The organism is Salinispora goodfellowii, from assembly GCF_059570675.1.
This window is the reverse complement of the sequence record NZ_JCANTD010000030.1, coordinates 46,426-64,518: the sequence shown is the minus strand read 5'-3', so window position 1 is coordinate 64,518 and position 18,093 is coordinate 46,426. Positions and strand designations below refer to the sequence as shown.

Here is an 18,093-nt window from a genome sequence, read left to right as displayed (position 1 = left end):
GTCGCGTAACGGGGCGCAGTTTCTGGCCTTCCTGAAGAAGGCGGTCGCCCCGCACCGCGGGCGGGACGTGCATGTGGTGTTGGACAACCTGTCCACCCACACCACCCCAGAGGTCCATGCCTGGCTGGACGTGAACCCGCACGTGCACTTCCACTTCACCCCCAAGGGCTCCAGCTGGATGAACCAGATCGAGACCTGGTTCGGCATCGCCACCCGACAGGCCATCCGCCGCGGCACCTTCTCCTCCGTACAGGTCCTGATCCGCACCATCCGCGACTACATCACGGCCTGGAACGCCAACCCCCGCCCGTTCCAGTGGACAGCGACCGCCGGCGAAATCCTCGCCAAGGTCCAACTTGTACAGACCGGCATCAAACAACTCGTCGACAACAACGCCAAGTAAACCCAACAGGATCACGAGACACTAGTCGGTGAGTACGGGGATGCGCGCGTTCGGCGACGGCCGGTAGGTCACCCGTGTGGACAATTTCGCCGGATCGAAGCCAACCCTCAGTAGCTGCTCGACGACTGTCGTCACGATGGTCACAGCCAGCGTTTCGCCGGGGCAATGGTGTGCTCCTGCGCTGAAGGTAAACACGTTGGGGGTGGTTCGGTCGGCGCGGAACATGTGGGGGTCGGGGTTGGCAGCCGGATCGCGATTGGCGGCGGCGAGCAGCACGAGGACGGCCCGCCCGGCCGGCACCTCGGCGTCGCCGTGCCGGATCGGCGTCGCGGTGAAGCGACGGGTGTTCTGGATCGGGGCGTCGTGGCGGATGACCTCCCGTACGAATCGCTGCAGGGCCATCTCGCTGGTGGGCAGCTCACATTCCTGCTGGGACAGCGCCAGCAGGGTGTTGCCCAGCAGAGCGGCGGTGGCGTCATAGGTTTGGGACAGGAAGCCGATTCCGTTGGCCAGCAGGGGCGCTCGGTCCGTCCAGCCGACGTGTGTTGCCATCCGCACCAGGTCGCCGAGGAGACCGTGCTGTGTGTCATCGAGCTTCGGGCCGAGTAGCTCCTGCAGGCCTGCGGCTGCCTGCGCCGCCCGCTGCTGTTGCTCAGGGGAGGCGGTGGCGGGAATGCACTGCACGAAGTGGCCCACCAGCCGGGTGGCCTCACCACCGGCAGCTGGGTCGAGGCCGCACAGTGTTGCCACGACCTGGGCCGGCAGTTCGAACATCAACTGCTCGTACGGTGTGCGGACTGAGTCGTTGAGGACCTGCCGGGCGCGCTGCATCGCCGTCGCGGCGACAGTTGACCGATCGACGGCTCCGAGGGCCTGGGTGACGATCGCCTTGAGCCGGTGCTGTGGCTCGCCGTCGGTCATCCGCACCAGGTTGCCGAACACGTCGCCGGCCGGTGTGCCGGTGATACCTTGCGGTACTGGTTCGTGAGGCGGACGAACCCGGCAACCTGGGGCGGTCAGTACGGCCTGCGCCGCCGCAGCCGATGCCGCCACCCAGGTATCGAGTTGCTCGTCGAAGTGAAACGGGCGCTCCGCCACCATGGCGGCGTAGTACGGGTACGGGTTCGGGTGGACGACGGCTCCGACGGGCGATGGCATGCACACTCCCGAGATCTCCTGGAACGGATTTACGACGACCTAGTCAGCCGATGTGTTCTGCGCGTTGCGCGTCGATCGTATTCGCGATGATGACCTTTTGGACCTCTGAGGTCCCCTCGTAGATTCGGAGCGAACGGATCTGCCGGTATAACCGTTCCGGCACGCTGCCGGCGACCAGCCCGGCGGCACCGTGCAGCTGCACTGCCGCATCCACGATTTCCTGTGCCGCCTCGGTGGCATACAGCTTCGCTATGCTCGAATGTCGGCCAAAGTTCCGGTTGCCGCGGTCGGCTTCCCACGCCGCTCGCCCGACGAGCAGTGCTGCGGCGTTTAGTTGCACCTCCATGTCGGCGAACGTCGCCCGCACCGTCGGCAGGTCGAACAGCTGCCCGCTGGAGACCTTGCGGCTGCGGGCCCTCGCCAAAGCCGTGTCGAGGGCTCGTCGCGCGAACCCTACTGCGGCGGCACCTACGGTCATCCGGAACCGTTCCAGCAGCTCCATCGCGATGGCAAAGCCGCCCCCCACCCGGCCTAGGACCGCGTTCTCGGGTATGACGCAGCCGTCGAACACCAGGTGACAGAAAGAGCGAGCGGCGATTGCGGTGACCGGCTCGACCCTAACGCCAGGCGTCGTGGCCGGCACGAGGAAGGCGGTCAGTCCCAGTGCCCCCGGCCCATCACCAGTTCGCGCAATCACGCAGTACAACCCGGCGATCGTGCCGTTGGCGATCCACGCCTTCCTGCCGTCGAGGCGGTACCCGGCATCGACTCGTTGTGCACACAAGCTAATGGCGGCGAGGTCCGATCCGGCGTCCTCCTCGGACACGGCGAAGCAACCGGCCAGGTCTCCGGTGGCCATGTCCGGCAGCCAGCGGCGGCGTTGCTCGTCGGTGCCATGCCTCAGGACCGGTGTCGCAGCCAGCGCCTGGATGGAGAAGGTGAAGTCTGCCAGGTCGTCGGCGTAGGCCAGGGCCTCGCGGGCCAGGCAGAGCGACCGAAGGTCGCCATCGGCGGCGATGCCGTCTGACGCGTCCGGCCGCAGGAACTCCAGCCTGCCGTCGGATCCGAGCGCCTTGAGGACACGCCGGCCGATCTTGTCCGGGTCCGTGTCGGCTCGGCAGTCGCTCCACAGGTCGATGTGCGCGTCGCACCAGCGGTCTACGGTGTGTGCCAGGTCGACGTGGTGCGGTTCGAAGAACGGGAGTGCTAGTAGGGCCTCGTCGTGCCGTCCGGGCAGTTGCCTCACAGGGGGCCTCCGGGAGCGCAGGGTGGTCAGATCAGCAGGTCGGTATCGTTGGTCGGCAAGGAAGGGGCAAGCTGCGCTGGCTGGCGCTCAACCAGTTCGTGTTCCACGAAGTATGCGAAGGAGGCGTAGCCCCGCCAGATCCGCCGCCACTGCTGATCACGAACCACGGTGCCCAGCTGCCGCTCGACGTCGTCGAGGTAGGACACGATCAACTCTATGGACTGCCGGGCGTGGCCGGCCGAGTAGTTGTCGATCGACAAGTGTGCTTCCTCGTAGCCGACATCGAAGCCGTGGCGACGCAGCTTTTGCATCTCCTGGAGGCGCATCTCACCGAGCCCGAACATCTCGATGCCAAGGTTGTAGCCGAGAATTTCCTCGTAGAGGCTATCCGGGAACAACGCCAGGCAGATCTGATGCACCGCGAAGCCGTAGAGGTGGTCAGGAAGCTCGTCCTGGTCCAGGAACGCCTCATCGCGGATGTGCGGCAGCTCGATCGACATGCTACGCAGGACCCGGTGAATCAGGGTGATGTGGTTCTTTTCCAGGTCACCGCGACCCATTTCATCGGCGTAGATCGAGAATAGCATGCCATCGCTGGGGCGCTCGTAACGACCGAGGTTGCCGATGCGGTACGCCCAGGTGCCGTCAATGAGGCTGCCCAGCCCGAACACCTTCTGCCCGAACACCACGGCCTCACGGTCCGGAATCTCGGTCAGTGGCCGGAACGGCTCCACTAGTTTCTGCCAGTAGATCCGATCGACGCGGTCGCGCAGCGCGTCCGGGTGGTAGTCGAACCAGCTTGCGTCGGTGTACCGGCCCCCAGCACCGTGCTCGAACAGCACCTCGGCGGCGTCGAGACCCCGCTCGGCTCGCTGCCGGGCCTGCGACAGTGTGTTGGCGAAGTGTTCGATGTTCACGAGCCGGTAGAACAACACCCGGTCATTGGGTACCACGGGCTCGGTGAGCACGGTCGCGTCCGTTCTAGCCCCGCGCAGTCGCTGCGTCCAGAGCGCGGCACGATCGTCACCGACGTGGTTCGGGGTGAGCTGACCAGCGGGCTCACCGGCTTCGATCGCTGCGGCCCAAGCCTTGAAGACGGCGGCCTCGCTCTCGTCGAATACGCCAAACATTGGGCCGCCGAACTTGATCGCGCGGAGGAATCGACAGCCGCCGGCACGCAGCGGTTGGAAGTGCCGGGAGCCACGGAGCTCGGACACGAACGTGGCGAGGTCAAAATCAGGATCATCAAGGACGTCGCTGAGCAGCTGGTCGCCGAGGCGTACCCGCCCGTGCTGACGACCGGCGTACCGCGCGTGGCGTTCCACGATCTCGGCGACCCGACCTTCCAGTGACAGGCCGGCCTGCCGCGCGGCCAGCTCGCCCAGCATCTCGACGTGCTCGATCTCGAGTGTCAGCACCAACCGGACGGCCGAGAGCACACGTTGGCGCAGCATCGCGCCGTCCTCGTGACCCTCGGTGAGGTGTAGGTACTCCGTCAGCACGGCCCGTAGCTCGGACTCGTCGAGCGCCGGCTCCGTATGGAGCAAACGGTCGTCGACACCGAGGGCAAAAAACACGTAGTGCACCCCCACGACCTCGGGCAGGAAGCTTGCGGGAAAGCGCGACAGTGCCAGGTAGAAGGCCGCATGTAGGGCGGTCAGTCGACGCATGCCGGTCTGCTGGGATAGGTCCGTCGCAGCTATGTTGGGCAGGTAGATCCCGTGCGACTCGAGCATCCGCCGGCGAGTGTGTGGCAATGACCGAGCTGGGACTCCCTGCCCCCGAAGGGCAAAGTGGTGTACGAATAGGCGGTTTACAATCAGCGCAGGCTGGGTGGCCGGCTGCGAGACGTTGTCCAGCCAACACCCGGAGAGCAGGGCCAGCGGGGCACGTTGTCGTAGAACCGCCGTACGCGCCTGCGGCTCAGCGGAGGCGAACGCGTCGATGTTGGTCGTGATGCGGGTGCGGACGGCCGCCACCTGCTCGGCAATGGCGTCGGCGCTGACGGCAATGGGTGGCTCGGCTGACTGGCGCTCACCTTCGAGAAAAGCGGCCAGGACACACCGCGCGGCCAGGAGGGCTGGTTCGGATTCCTGGTTACGCAGCAGGCCGAGGAAGAGAGCGTCGGCGGGTGCGGTGAGGAGGTTCGTCGCCCCGTCCGCCGCAGTGGGAGAGAACTCCCACTGGGTGAGCGACGAGGCGGCGAAGGTGTCGGGCGGTAGGGTGGTGCGGATCATGAGATCCCCCTGTTGGTCTAGATTAAATAGCGCAGGTCGTTGACGATGCGGTCCGTCAGGCGGTCAGCTTCTGAATCAGGACGCCGATGCGGGATCCGGGTACGCTGGCAGCTAGTTGATAGAGCCCGCCGTCGACCAGACCGCCGGCGGCGGCCCGGTCGGAGAGATTGATCAGCGGGTCGGCGGCAAAGCAGTGGCCGATCCTGGCGATATTGTCCGTCCATAGTTGATCCAGCCGGAAGCCCGCCTGGGCTTCCTTTAGGACAGCGATCGGCTTGTACACGTTTGTATGGAACAAACCATGAAGATCATTGGCCGTTAGGCCGTGCGGCGTGAGGAGTGCGTGGTTGACTTCGCGGGCTAGTCCGGCGTTGATCTCGTTGCCCCAGTCCAAGCTCTCGGCATCCTGGGCGGTGGCGCAACCGAGCATCGCATAGCATTCGTTCCCGACCGGGGTGGAGGCGACCAGGCAACTTGCCGCGCCGTCGCTGAACAGCGCGAAGCTCTCCATCCGGGTGGCTTCGTCAGTTACCCGGTCAGTGGTCACCACCAGCACCCTGCGGTACGCTCCCGCGCGTACCAGCGCGTCGGCGAGCTGGAGGGCAGCGAGCATGTTGGTACATCGGTTCAGCGTCACGCCAAAGAAGGCCGCGCGGTCGAGTCGCAGCCGAGTGAGAATCGAACGGACCAAACCGCCGTGTGTCTCGGGGCCACCTGGGAACCGGGTGCAGGCCAGCACAAGGGCATCCACGGTGGACGGCATCACTGCGGCGGCTGCCAGCGTCGTTGCCGCGCTCTCCACTGCTAGGTCGTCGAGGCCGCGCTCGCTCCGGTGGATCGAGCCCCATCCCCACAGCTCGGGCTTGAGTGGCATGCGGAGTTCCTCGGCCCGCCGATAGAGGTGCCGGACCAGGCTGTGGTCTTCGGTGAACTCACCGAGGATGTACCGCGGAGCGCAGAGCAGCGTGGGGTCGGTGGTCATGAGTGCTCCCCATGAGCTGCCATCAACGCATTGGCCTGCTTGTAGGGCAGCGCGTCGCGGGCGAAGCCGAAGCTACCCTGCTCCTTGATCTCGGTGACCGCGGCGAGCACGCTGGCCAGCGCGGCACGTGGTAAAGCGGAGCCGATGCTGATGCGGCGCACCCCGCAAGCAGCGAGTTCCGCCGCCGTCCAAGTCGGGCCCATGCCGCCAGCGAGCACATTGACCGGTCGGCCGACCGCTGCGCACACCGCCCGCACCGCAGTGAGGTCGGGCAGCCCAGGCGCGTACAGGACGTCCGCTCCTGCCGCTTCATACGCCTGCAGACGACGGATTGTGTCGTCGAGGTCCGGAATGCCATAGAGGAAGTTCTCCGCGCGTGCCGTAAGGATGAACGGGAACGGCAGGGCCTTGGCCGCCTCCACCGCTGCGACCACGCGCTCCATGGCCACGTCGAACGGAAACACCGGCGATTCTGGTCGCCCCGTGGCGTCTTCGATCGATCCGCCGACCAGGCCCGCATCGGCGGCGAGCCGGATCGTTTCACCGATCTGGTCGGGGTCGGCGGCGAAGCCGTTTTCGAGGTCCGCGGAGACGGGAAGGTGCGTGGCCTCGGCCACTGCGGCCGCGTTGGCCAGTGTTTCCGCGCGGCTGACGAGATTAGCGCCATCCTGGCGACCGAGCGTGAAGGCCAGTCCCGCGCTTGTGGTCGCTAGGGCGGCGAAGCCGAGACTGGTGAGGATTCGAGCCGTGCCCGCATCCCATGGGTTCGGGATCACAAATGGATCGGAGGCCGCGTGCAGGTCACGGAACTCGACGGCGCGACGGTGCTGGTCAGCAGCGTTGAGCGGCATGTGGTGAGCCCTTCTCGGTCAGATAAGTTCGGTATGGGTCCCGGCGCTCGTCGCGCCGAGAGCGTCGTCTCGCAAGAACGACCGGATCAGCTTTACTGGCGCGGACGGCTGTTGCACAAGGTAGAAGTGGCCGCCCTCGGCCCAGTGGCGGTCCGGCTCCTCCTGGCAGTCCCGACGCCATGGGTCGAGTGCTGACGCGTCGATATGCGGGTCGTCGCGGCCGTTCACCAGGCTGACCGGCAGGGAGAGGGGAGCGGCGGGCCGGTAACGGTAGCGGGCGACCAGGCGGAAATCCGCCGCCACCGCCGGCAGCAGCAGCTCCCGAAGGTCGTCGTCGCCGAGTACCTCGTTCGGGAGGCCTCCGAAGAACGCCACGGCCTCGGCGAACTCCCGGCCCTGTAAGTGGGCGATGCGGCGCACCCGCTCCGACGGCAGGAGACTCGGCGCGGCACACCCGGAGGCGATGAGCCGATGAAGCTGCGGGTGGCCGCGGAGCCGACGGGCGACCTCGAAGGCCACCAGAGCGCCCAGGCTGTGACCGAACAGGTAGCTGGGACGGTCCATGGCCGTCGACAGGGCGACCGCTGCGGCCGCTGCCAGGTCGGCGACGCTGGCCAGCGCGGACTGGTCGTCCCGGCGAGGACCGGGCGGACAGACCGCCACGACCTGCGCGTCGTGGTCGAGCAGTCGTTGCCAGTCCAGGTACGCCCGGGGATTGCCGCCAGCGTGCGCGAAGCAAAAAACGCGGGCCGGCGCCGCGGAGTTGGTCGGATGGTAGGCAAACCAGTTTACGTCGGACATTTGATTCCTTCGCCGAACATGGATAGCTCCTACTCCCAGGAGAGATTAGCGCACCGTCACAACCATCGAGTGCCGGTGATCGTTCATTAGTCGGTCGGTCAAAGTGTTCATACATCGTTTCAAGTCGCCGCCGGGGCGAAACGGACTTTTCTCCGCCGCGATTGTAGCCACAAGCTCCGAGTGTTGCGGGTGATTTGTGGGCTTGACGGCCAGCAATGCGCTGGGTATGTTACGGCGGTGCGACACGCCGAGTAGGGGATAGAGGCGCAGCGTCTGGATGGTAAGAGCAGCCCGTACGGGGGTGTTGAGTGCTTGTTTCATACAATGCAGCCGGATAGCCTCCGGTTCTTCTCCGAGGTATTTGCCGAGCCTGCAGCACGTAAAGTCTTTGCTGCGGCGACCTTAATTCGAAACACGCTGCCCCGTGCTAGTGGCAGCCTACGTAGAGCGCGGGCTCCGTCAGCGGCCCCGACCGTGTTTCATCGCGGCGCAGCAGAAAAGACCGTGCCAAAGAATGCTACCTGCCCCACATTATAGGCTGAGGGGCGGTCCCCATCATGCTGCTCTCGAGACGCTCGTCGTAAAGGGTTCGCGACGTTTCAGTCGCCTAAGAGGAAGCACGGAAGGTTGGATGCATATGGCCTTGGATGCGCAGCCCGGAAGGCCTCCGGACTATCGGTGCGTCGGCGTCGGAGTCGGCCCGTCTAATTTGAGCCTGGCCTCGCTGCTCCATGGTCGGCGCGATGTGCCTAATGTCTTTTTTGAGAAGCGCCGTGAATTTGGCTGGCATGATGGTCAACAAATCCCCGGATCCTCGCTGCAGGTGTCCATCCTCAAAGACCTGGTCAGCCTTGCGGATCCGACCAGCGCCTTTTCTTTTCTATCCTATCTGCACGCGCAGGGGCGCATCTATCACTTCATCAACGCTCAGTTCGAGGCCGTGCCCCGGCAAGAGTTCCGCAACTACCTGGAGTGGGTCTGCCAGCGCAACCCGAACGTTCTCCTCGGCGAGAAGGTGACCTCTGTCGACTTCGACGGCTCCTTCGTCGTGACCACGTCGAAGCGGACCATAACCACGGAGAATGTCGTGATCGGGGTAGGGAGTCAGCCATGGGTCCCGCCGCAGGCCAATCTCGGCGTCAACGACACGCAGTTCCATGTAAGTGACTTCATCACGAAGGCGCAGAATCTGGCGGGCCTCCGGGTCGGTGTCGTTGGCGGCGGGCAGTCCGGCGCGGAGGCGTTTCTCGATCTCATCAGTCGTAGCGGTGCCGGGTTGCCGCGTCGCGTTTCCTGGATTTCCCGCAGGAGTAACTTCTTCCCCATTGATGACTCTCCATTCACAAACGACTACTATATGCCATGCCACTCGGACCACTTCGCCAATCTGCCGCTACCGAACCGCGAAGCCTTCAACGTCCGGCACGTGCTGACGAGTGACGGCATTTCGGAGAGCACGCTTCGCGCGATCTATCAGGTCAGCTACGTTCACCGGTTCGTGCAGGGCCGCCAAGACCTGATCGCGCTGTATCCGAACCGGGCCCTCACCGACGTGACCCCAACCGGCGGGTCAGGGTGGACGATCACCACCCGACACAATGACGATCCGAACGTCGTCGAGCAGGTGGAGGTCGACCTCATCGTATGGGCCACCGGGTTTCGGCCAGCGAGCACCGACTTCCTGGCACCCATCGCCCACCGCCTGCAGCATGAGGGGCTAGAGCTCGCCGTCGACGATTCCTTCGCGGTCCGTTGGGACGGCCCGCCGGACCGCAACATCTTCGTCCAGAACGGCGCGCGGCAGCAGCGCGGACTTGCCGACCCTAATCTCAGCCTTGTCGCCTGGCGCAGCCAGCGCATCGTAGACCGGATACGGGGGGTGCGTAGCACCGAGCAGCTTCCCTCCTTTATCGAGTGGTGGGCCAAGGCCCCCGCTGATGAGCTCGACTCGGAGATCAGCATTGGCTGACATCGACGTCGCCATCGTCGGGGCGGGAATCATCGGCTGCCTCACCGCTCGGCAGTTGGCTGCCCGGGTGCCTGGGAGTCGGGTTGTCGTACTCGATCGAGACATCATCGCCAGCGGAGCAACCCGCCATTCCGCGGGGCTGCACTTTCCGCGCGGTGGCAGCGAGCAGGTACGCCGGATGTCCGCCTACAGCCAGCAATACTACGAACGGCTGGCGCGGTCCCGGACAGGCATGCCGATCCGCCCGGTGCCAATGGTCGTGCTCACCGCCGACCCGGTCCGGCTGCACGAGTCCTATTTCGCCGAGGCCGGGCTCCGCCGCACCGCCTTGCCAACCTTCGTACGCCTCTCCGATGGCATCGAGGCGTGGCGCGGCGACGGCTGCCAGTACGCCGACGTCGCAGCATTGACCCAGCAACTCGCCGCCAAGCTGCGAGGATCCGTGCAGTTCCACGAGGGCACCAGGGTGACTCGGCTCACCCCCGACCCGGATGGCGTCACCGTATCGTTGGGTACGGGGGCGGACTTGCGCGCTGGCCAGGTCGTCCTGGCGCCTGGGCCATGGCTGGCCGACCCGGCCTGGAGCGATCTGACCGCACCGCTCGGGGCGCGGGTCAAGAAGGTGGTGGCCCTGCACATCGAGCAGGCCCCAAGCATCGACGACGACGTCGTGGTCTTCGAGGACCAGGACGCCTTCCTGCTTCCCCTGTTTGAGCGCGGCCACTGGCTGTTCAGCTACACCTGCCGGGAATGGGACGTACGACCCGACGAACTCACCACCGGGCTTTCCGCCCGGAACCTCGACGAGGCCCTTACTTGCCTGCGTCGACACGCGCCCGCACTGGCTGGGCGCTGCGTCGGAGGCCGGGTGTTCTGCGACGCCTACAGCGGGGACGGCGAGCCTCGGGTCCGGTATCTCGACCCGGATCGGCGGCTGGTTTTTGCCGGAGCGGCGAACGGCTCCGGCTACCGGTTGGCCCCGGCCATCGCCCGAGCCGTCTGTGGCCTACTCGACGTGTCCACACGACAAGGAGCTTTTCGTGATCATCAGCACCTATGACGACACGGCGCTACACGACGCTTTCGGTATCGAAATGAGCGAAATATCGGATATCGGAGTCGGCGCGGGGTGGGGTCGGGTGGCGCCAGGTTGCCGCTCCGACGCCCACCAGCATGACGAGATCGAGGTCTTCGTCATCGTCGCCGGCCAGGGCGAACTGATCGTTGACGGTGCGCGGCACCCGGTTGGACCGGGGACCGTCGCCAAGTTCGACCCCTTCGAGACCCACGTGCTGGAGAACGTCGGGGGCGAGGATGTTGTCTTCGCCACCTTCTACTGGCGCGCCGCCGGCTTCGCCATCCAGGCGGCGGACCGTTCGCCGCGGCGCCGGTTCGACGAGCGGCCGGTCTTTGTCTTCTCGACGCCTCCCACTCCGAACGGGGACCTCCATCTCGGTCACCTGTCCGGCCCGTACCTCGGAGCCGACGCCTACGTCCGGTTCCAGCGGATGAACGGCGTCCAAGCATGGCATCTGACCGGCAGCGACGACTACCAGAGCTACGTCGTGGGAGCCGCCCGCCGGGACAGCTGCCAACCCGCGCAGACTGCGGCACACTTCAGTGCGGAGATCGCCGCCACTCTCAGCCTAATGGATATCGAACTAGATCAGTATACGGTAACCGGTCGGGACCCGACCTACCGCGACGGGCTTCGGTCCTTCTTTAGCCGGCTGGTCGATTCCGGGCGGGTCGCCCCGCTGCGCGCGCCCGCGCTGTTCCATCCGGACACTGGTGCATACCTGTACGAGGTCGATGTCGCCGGCGGGTGTCCGGGCTGCGGTGAGGGCACCAGCGGCAACATCTGTGAGGAGTGTGGCGAGCCGAACACCTGCGTGGACTTGGTCAACCCGGTCTCACAACCGGAGGGCCGAGCCCCGCGATTCGGCGAGGTGACCCGGTACTCGCTGCCGCTGCACGAGTTCCGCGACGACGTGGCTGCGCATCACCGCCTCGGCCGCGTGCCGGCCCGCCTGCGCGAACTCGCCGAGCGAGTCTTCACCCGGAGGCGGTTTGATCTATCGATTACTCATCCGTCGAGCTGGGGCGTCCCGCCGGCGGAGAACGACGTCACCGACCAGGTGATCTGGGTGTGGCCAGAGATGTCTTACGGCTTCCTGCACGGCATCGAAGTCCTTGGTCAGCGGTTGAACCAGCCATGGCGCGCGGACCATCCCGCACCGGACTGGAAGATCGTCCACTTCTTCGGCTATGACAACAGCTTCTACCACGCCATGCTCTACCCGGTGCTATACCAATTGGCCTTCCCCCAGTGGAAGCCGGACATCGATTACCATCTCAATGAGTTCTACCTGCTTGAGGAGGGCAAGTTCTCAACCAGTCGGCGGCATGGTATCTGGGGAAAGGAGATCCTCGGCCCGGATACCGTTGACGCCGTACGCTTCTATCTCTGCCGTACCCGTCCGGAGGGGCGCCGGACCAACTTCGAGCGAGCCGCGTACCAGAACGAGGTGCGGCGTACTTTGATTGGGACCTGGCAGCGCTGGCTTGACGACGTGGGCCGCCGGGTGGCGGAGCGGTTTAACGGAGCCGCGCCGGACGCAGGCACCTGGACCCCAGAGCAGATCGCCTTTCTGGCTCGGCTCGACGGGCGCCGCACCGCGCTGACCGGATGCCTCGGGCAAGACGGCTTTTCCCTCAATCAGGCTGCGGAGGAACTTGACGGCATTGTCGCCGATGCCCTGCGCCTCGCCAGGATGGACGGAGCCATCGCCGGTATCGCGCGCTGGTGTGACGAGAGCCGCACCACGCTTGCCCTGGAACTGGCCGCTGCCCGGCTGCTGGCACACGCAGCAGCACCGGTGATGCCCCGCTTCGCGGCAAAGCTGGCTGAAGCACTCGGTCTTGAGACGCCGCGCGAGTGGCCCCGGACGATCGAACTGGTGCCTGCCGGCAACAAGATTGACCTTGCGGGACGGGTCTTTTTCACCGAACCGCTGCTGGCTTCGCCGACCATTTCCGCGACCGGGGCAAGCACGGCAACGGAGCCAGCAGAAGAGTCCCCGACTGGTGTGGGGCAGGCCGCCGGCTGGCTGGACGAGCAGGTACGGCAGCTGCTGCGACTGCCCGCCGACGCCCCGCTCGCCGGACGCTCCCTGTCCGCCCTAGGTATGACCTCGTTGCAGATCATGACGCTGCAATACCAGATCCTTGAGCGCTTCGAGCAGGACGTGCCGATCGAGGACCTCACCCGCGTAGATGACCTCGCAGGCCTCGCCCGCCTGCTGTCCCGGCAGCGGGCGGTCTCGGCCGGGAGGCCGGCATGAGCGTCGCGCAACTGTTGGAGGACATCACCGCCCGCGGTCTGACAATCAGCCTCGCCGACGCCGATCTGCGCCTGCAGGGGCCGCGGGAGCGGATCGATGCCGACCTGGTGTCCCGGATCCGGCAGCGCAAGCCCGAGCTGATTGCCCACCTCCGCGGCCAGGCGGGGGACCAGGCGGCCTCGTTCCCGCTCACCCCGTTGCAGCGCAGCTACCTGATTGGCCGCAGCGACGTCTTCGATCTGGGCAATGTGGCTAGTCAGGTCTACCACGAGATAGAGGGTGTGTGGGACATCAACCGGCTGGAAAGTGCGCTGGCGGCCGTCGTGCACCGTCACCCCGGCTTGCGTAGCCGCTTTCCCGCCGAGGATGTCCAAGTCGAGCAGCAGCCACCGCTCGCCGTGACCATCGCGCGGCAGGACCTTCGGGGCGAGTCGCCAGCCGTCCAAGAACAGCGCCTGGCGGAGCTACGCGAGCAACGATCACACCTGGTTTTGCCCGCCGACCGCGCGCCGCTACTCGACGTCGCGGTCACCGTGCTCGCTTCTGACCGCATGGTTATGCACGTCAGTCATGATGGGCTGATTATGGACGGGATCAGCATGTTCCTGTTCTTTCGTGCCTGGTGGCAGGCCTATCAGGGCAACGCTGGGGAGGACCCGGGCGAGCTGCCGTTCCACGAGTACGTCGACGCTCGGAAGCGATCCGCCGGCCAGCCGCCGGTTGCCCGGTCCGAGGCGTATTGGATGTCGCGCCTCGACGACTTCGCCCCCCGGCCGGATCTACCACTGCGTACTAACCCAGCGGAGATTACCTACCCCCGGTTCCGTCAACGCGAGGTACGGCTGGACGCTGCCGGCTGGGTAACGGTCCGCGCCCACGCGGCGGCCGCGGGGCTGACCCCGTCGGCCCTGCTGCTGACCGCGTACGCGGAAACGCTGTCCACCTGGGGGGCGGGTGAACGGTTCACCATAAACACCACCGTGGCCCACCGGCCGCCGATTCATCCCCGCATCTTCGACGCGATCGGTCAGTTCTCCGACACGATCCTGGTCGAGCTCGCGGTGGATCGGAGCACCACCTTCCGGGAACGTGCCCGTACTGTGCAGGCTCGACTACATCAGGACCTGGACAACCGCCACTTCTCCGGGGTGGAGGTGCTGCGCGAGTTGGGCCGCCGTGGCGAGTCCCGAGCGCAGTACACCTTCAATAGCGCCATCGGCCATCCCCAACCGGACGTGGATGGCTCCACCCTGGAACTGTTCGGCAAAGAGGTGTATTCGGTCAGCCAGACACCGCAGGTCTGGCTGAATGCCTTCGCGATGGAACAGCACGGCGGCTTGGTCGTGCAACTCGACGGCGTCGATGCGCTCTACGACGAAGGGCTGCTCGACGCGCTGGCCGACGGCTACCGCTCACTGCTGGAACAACTGCGCGACGAGTCCCGTTGGAACAACCACTCCTTCGACCTGCTCCCGGCCGACCAGCGGCGCCGCCGGCAGCAGGCCAACGACACCGCCGCTCAACTGCTGGACGAGACGCTGACCGACGCGTTCATCGCCCACGCCATGGCGAACCCGGAGGCACCGGCGGTAATCAGTGGGGCCGAGACCGTCAGCTATGGCGAGCTCTACCGCCGGGTCCGCCACGCCGCCTCCTGGTTGCGTGCCCGCAGACTACATCGGGACGAGTTGGTCGGCCTGGTCATGACCCGTGGGCCGGAGCAGATAGTCGGCATCCTGGCCACCGTGCTGGCCGGTGGCGCCTACCTGCCGGTTGATGCAGGGCTTCCCGCCGAGCGGCGTGCGTACCTGCTACGCGACGGCCAGGTTCGGATGGTGCTGACGAACGTCGGCTACGCGGCCGACGAGCCCGACACTGACGTCCTCGACCTGACCCACGAGGTAACGGGCGACCCGCCCCCGGTGGAGCCGCTGCCGGGTGCCGACCTCGATGATCTAGCGTACGTACTCTACACCTCGGGGACGACTGGGCAGCCGAAGGGCGTCATGGTCAGCCGCCGCAGTTTGCTCAACGTGATTACTGACTGTAACCGCCGGTTCCGGGTGGGCCCCGCCGACCGCTTCTTTGCCATCAGTGCCTTCAACTTCGACCTGTCCGTGTACGACGTGTTTGGCGCGCTCTCCGCCGGCGCCGCCCTGGTGCAGCCGGACGCTGACCGGGCGGCGGACCCGGCCCATTGGTTGCACCTCTGCGCCACGGCCGGGGTAACGCTCTGGAACTCCGTGCCGGCCATCGTGTCCCTCGTGCACGAACAGGCAGCCGCAGACGGCGCCGAGCCGCTGGCCCGTCTGCGACTGGTGATGATGAGCGGGGACCGGATCCCGCCGGCACTACCGCCGGCGCTGCGCAAGCTGCGGCCCGGCCTGGAAGTTGTCTCGCTGGGCGGGCCGACCGAGACGACCATCTGGAACATCCTCTACCCGATTGAGCCGGACGGTGGTGAGGGCCACAGCATTCCGTACGGCTGGCCGAACGCCAACAACCGGGCCTATGTGCTGGACCGGAACGGCCTCGACGCCCCGGACTGGGTCACCGGCGAGATCTGCGCTGCCGGGGTCGGGCTGGCTCGGGGCTACTGGCGCGACGAGACCCGTACCGCTGAACGTTTCTGGCACGACGAACAACGCGCCGACCGCATCTACCGTACTGGTGACCTGGGTCGATACCTGCCCGACGGCAGCATCGCCATTCTCGGGCGGTCCGACTTCCAGATCAAAATCAATGGCTACCGAATCGAGGCGGGGGAGGTGGAGACCCGGCTCGTCGACCTCGACGGTGTACGTCAATCGGTAGTGGTCCGCCAGGATGGTGTCGGGGGAGTACGGCTGGTGGCCCACCTGGTCTCCGACGGCAGCCAGCGCCCGGACGAGGATCAGCTGCGGCGGGCGCTGCGCGGGCAGTTGCCGGAGTACATGGTGCCGTCGCTGATGGTGTGGCATGACGAGCTGCCCTTGACCCGTAATGGCAAAGTAGACCGTTCCCGGCTCAGCGCCACCGTAGTTACGGAGACCCCGACCGGCCCGGCCACCGTTGCCCGGGGACGGGCCGCCGACGTCGAGGCGCAGCTGGCCGACCTCTGGATGCAGATCCTCGGTGTTGCCATGGTCGATTTGGGGGCCACTATCTACGAACTCGGCGGCGACTCGATAGCCGCCGCCCGCATCCTTACCGCGGTACGGAAACGGTACGGGGTGTCGATTCCACTGGCCCGACTGCCGGAGATGGAAACCGTCCGAGCGATGGCGGCTCACCTGCTCACTCTGGAGAGGCTCCGGGATGACTGAGTCGATCATGAATCACGTGGTGGCCCATCCGCCCGCCGCCGGCAACCGGATCTCTTTCGTACGGCTTGGTGCCCGCGAATCGATGGACCTGCGCGAGCTCTACGAGCGTGCCGGCCGGGTGGCAGCTGGGCTTCGTCGGATGGGGGTAGGCCCCGGCGACCGCATCGGCATCCTGGCAAGCAACCGGCTGGAGTGGGTACTGCTGGACCTGGCGGCACTGCGTCTGAAGGTCGTTACCGCCGGCCTGGAACCGGGTAAGTTCACCGCCGACGCGCGACTGCGGGCGCGCTACGGTCTGCGCCTGCTCTTCACCGACCAGCAGACCGACGGCGACGGCGTCCACCCCGTCGAGTTGGTGCGTAACCTCGCTGATGGTCCAGACGTGGTGCTGCCGCCGGTGGCGTACGCCTCAGGGGAGGTGACCACCCTGAAGTTCACCTCCGGAAGCACCGGAGAGCCGAAGGGTCTTGCCGCCACGGTGGGCAGCATCGACTCCTCGCTGCGGGCCGTGCAGCACATGTTCGAGCACGGACCGGGCGACGATCTGTTCGTCTTCCTACCTCTCTCGCTACTGCAGCAGCGGTACTGGATCTACTCAGCGCTTCGGTACGGGCACGACATCACCATTTCGACGTATGAGTCCGTGTTCGCCGCCCTGAGCACGGTCCGACCAACTGTCGTGATGGGGGTGCCCGGCTTTTTCGAGACGGCCCGGGCGCACATCGAGGCCCGGGCGGCCCGAGTGACGCCCGCGAGCGGTCGAGGCAAGGACGCTCGCCGCGACGCGGCCGTACGTCTGTTTGGTCCGCAGATCCGTTACCTGTGGACCGGGTCAGCGCCGGCCAGCAACCATACGCTGCGCTTTTTCAGCGAGGTGGGACTGTCGATCTACGAGGGGTACGGCCTCAACGAAACCTGCATCGTCGCCAAAAATTATCCCGGTGCACATCGAGCAGGGAGTGTCGGGAAGGTGCTGCCCGGTAAGGAAGTGCTGTTCGATTCGGATGGTGTAATCAGTGTCCGCAGCGACTACCCGGTCAGCGAGCGATACGAGCACTCCGCCCCGGGCGATTCCGAGCGTGTCTTTGTCGCGCCGAGGACCGTTCGCACGGGTGATGTGGGCTACCTCGACCAGGACGGCTTCCTGTACATTTCTGGGCGAGCCGACGACGTTATCGTGCTCGACAACGGGCGCAAGGTCGTCGTCCAGCCGATCGAGGAGCGCATGCGACGCAGCCCCGCAGTGGCGCACTGCATTCTATTTTGCCCGAGTCAGACTTACCTGGTCGCCGTGATCTCTCCGATGGCGGAACCAGCCGACATGGCGGAGATCGACGCCCAGTTGGCTCGGACGAACGCCGCATCCGGCCCCGACGAGCAGATCCGCAAGGTAGTGGTGAGCGAGCCATTCACCATCGAGAACAACCTGCTCACCTCGCAGTACAAGCCCCGCCGCCGGCTCATTTTTGACCGGTACCGAAACGAGATAACCGACCCTAACGGAGGACTTTCATGAGCTCGGACGTAGCATCTGTCGATTTGAACGGGGCGGCGCGCGACAGCCTCTCCAGCGCGTTGGATGGGGCAGTTGCGCCGGCCGATTTCGCCCCGGACGCCGACCTCGCCGCGGACTATGGGCTGACGTCGCTCAACAAAGTACTCTTTTTGACCGCACTGTGCGAGGACGTCGGGGTGGGCCTGAGCCATCTCACCGAAGAGGACGTGGCGCGGATGCACACTTTGCGGGACGTGGTTGACGCGCTGAGCGGCATAGTCGGTCGGCAGCAGGAGGCCTGA

Annotated in this window: 13 protein-coding genes; 7 read left to right on the top strand and 6 right to left on the bottom strand. The window is 65.9% G+C overall.

The window, feature by feature from the left end; genetic code table 11:
* The coding region (locus T398_RS21890) for a transposase (protein ID WP_496449584.1) at nt 1-403 on the top strand (403 nt) is incomplete at its 5' end.
* 21 nt (nt 404-424) lie between these two features.
* On the opposite strand, the gene T398_RS21885 is transcribed toward T398_RS21890, so the two are convergent.
* The 6 genes from T398_RS21885 to T398_RS21860 are packed head-to-tail and all read right to left on the bottom strand — an operon-like array spanning nt 425 to nt 7,678.
* Nucleotides 425-1,561, bottom strand: coding sequence for a cytochrome P450 (locus tag T398_RS21885; RefSeq protein WP_496449582.1), 1,137 nt, complete (start codon nt 1,559-1,561; stop codon nt 425-427).
* Between the two features lie 43 nt (nt 1,562-1,604).
* Complete coding sequence (locus tag T398_RS21880; protein WP_496449580.1) at nt 1,605-2,807, bottom strand: acyl-CoA dehydrogenase family protein; 1,203 nt, start codon at nt 2,805-2,807, stop codon at nt 1,605-1,607.
* 26 nt (nt 2,808-2,833) lie between these two features.
* The gene (locus T398_RS21875) at nt 2,834-5,044 is read right to left on the bottom strand and encodes an iron-containing redox enzyme family protein (RefSeq protein WP_496449578.1); all 2,211 of its coding nucleotides are present in this window, start codon (nt 5,042-5,044) and stop codon (nt 2,834-2,836) included.
* A gap of 55 nt (nt 5,045-5,099) precedes the next feature.
* Nucleotides 5,100-6,026, bottom strand: a complete 927-nt coding sequence (locus T398_RS21870; RefSeq protein ID WP_496449576.1) for a beta-ketoacyl-[acyl-carrier-protein] synthase family protein — start codon at nt 6,024-6,026, stop codon at nt 5,100-5,102.
* Nucleotides 6,023-6,877: an isocitrate lyase/PEP mutase family protein gene (locus T398_RS21865; RefSeq protein WP_496449575.1), complete on the bottom strand. Its 855-nt coding sequence runs from the start codon at nt 6,875-6,877 to the stop codon at nt 6,023-6,025. Before T398_RS21865 ends, T398_RS21870 begins: the two co-directional genes overlap by 4 nt.
* A gap of 18 nt (nt 6,878-6,895) precedes the next feature.
* A complete protein-coding gene (locus T398_RS21860; RefSeq protein WP_496449574.1) occupies nt 6,896-7,678 on the bottom strand; it encodes a thioesterase II family protein in 783 nt (260 codons plus the stop codon).
* A gap of 631 nt (nt 7,679-8,309) precedes the next feature.
* Between T398_RS21860 and T398_RS21855 the strand changes: the two genes are divergently transcribed.
* Genes T398_RS21855 through T398_RS21830 form a run of 6 tightly spaced genes read left to right on the top strand, consistent with a single transcriptional unit; the run spans nt 8,310 to nt 18,093 of the window.
* Nucleotides 8,310-9,647, top strand: a complete 1,338-nt coding sequence (locus T398_RS21855) for a lysine N(6)-hydroxylase/L-ornithine N(5)-oxygenase family protein (RefSeq protein WP_496449572.1) — start codon at nt 8,310-8,312, stop codon at nt 9,645-9,647.
* Nucleotides 9,640-10,707 (top strand): NAD(P)/FAD-dependent oxidoreductase, encoded by a 1,068-nt coding sequence (locus T398_RS21850; RefSeq protein WP_496449570.1) that lies wholly within the window; start codon nt 9,640-9,642, stop codon nt 10,705-10,707. Before T398_RS21855 ends, T398_RS21850 begins: the two co-directional genes overlap by 8 nt.
* Entirely contained in the window at nt 10,688-12,991 is a 2,304-nt protein-coding gene (locus tag T398_RS21845) for a class I tRNA ligase family protein (protein ID WP_496449568.1), read from the top strand. The genes T398_RS21850 and T398_RS21845 overlap by 20 nt, the downstream gene beginning before the upstream one ends.
* The gene (locus T398_RS21840) at nt 12,988-16,296 is read left to right on the top strand and encodes a non-ribosomal peptide synthetase (RefSeq protein ID WP_496449566.1); all 3,309 of its coding nucleotides are present in this window, start codon (nt 12,988-12,990) and stop codon (nt 16,294-16,296) included. Before T398_RS21845 ends, T398_RS21840 begins: the two co-directional genes overlap by 4 nt.
* Nucleotides 16,289-17,812, top strand: a complete 1,524-nt coding sequence (locus T398_RS21835; protein ID WP_496449565.1) for an AMP-binding protein — start codon at nt 16,289-16,291, stop codon at nt 17,810-17,812. The genes T398_RS21840 and T398_RS21835 overlap by 8 nt, the downstream gene beginning before the upstream one ends.
* A complete protein-coding gene (locus tag T398_RS21830; protein ID WP_496449563.1) occupies nt 17,809-18,093 on the top strand; it encodes a phosphopantetheine-binding protein in 285 nt (94 codons plus the stop codon). The genes T398_RS21835 and T398_RS21830 overlap by 4 nt, the downstream gene beginning before the upstream one ends.